Raw genomic sequence first — 236 nt, forward strand, 5'->3', positions numbered from 1 at the left:
CTGTTGATGGGCGTCTCCACCACCGCCATCGGCGTGCTGCCCGGCTATGACAGCATTGGCGTGTGGGCGCCGATCCTGCTTTGCCTGCTGCGCTTCGGCCAAGGCCTGGGCCTGGGTGGCGAATGGGGCGGCGCGGCGCTGCTGGCGACCGAAAACGCACCACCGGGCAAGCGTGCCTGGTTCGGCATGTTCCCGCAGCTGGGCCCTTCAATCGGCTTTTTGGCTGCCAACGGCTT

Annotated in this window: 1 protein-coding gene; it reads left to right on the plus strand. The window is 67.4% G+C overall.

Annotated features, from left to right (window positions below; translation table 11 throughout):
• The coding region (locus tag SB756_RS35315) for an MFS transporter (RefSeq protein ID WP_410913912.1) at positions 1 to 236 on the plus strand (236 nt) is incomplete at both ends.

This window comes from Pseudomonas sp. SIMBA_068 (assembly GCF_046534705.1).
In the GTDB taxonomy this organism is placed as follows: Bacteria; Pseudomonadota; Gammaproteobacteria; order Pseudomonadales; family Pseudomonadaceae; genus Aquipseudomonas; species Aquipseudomonas putida.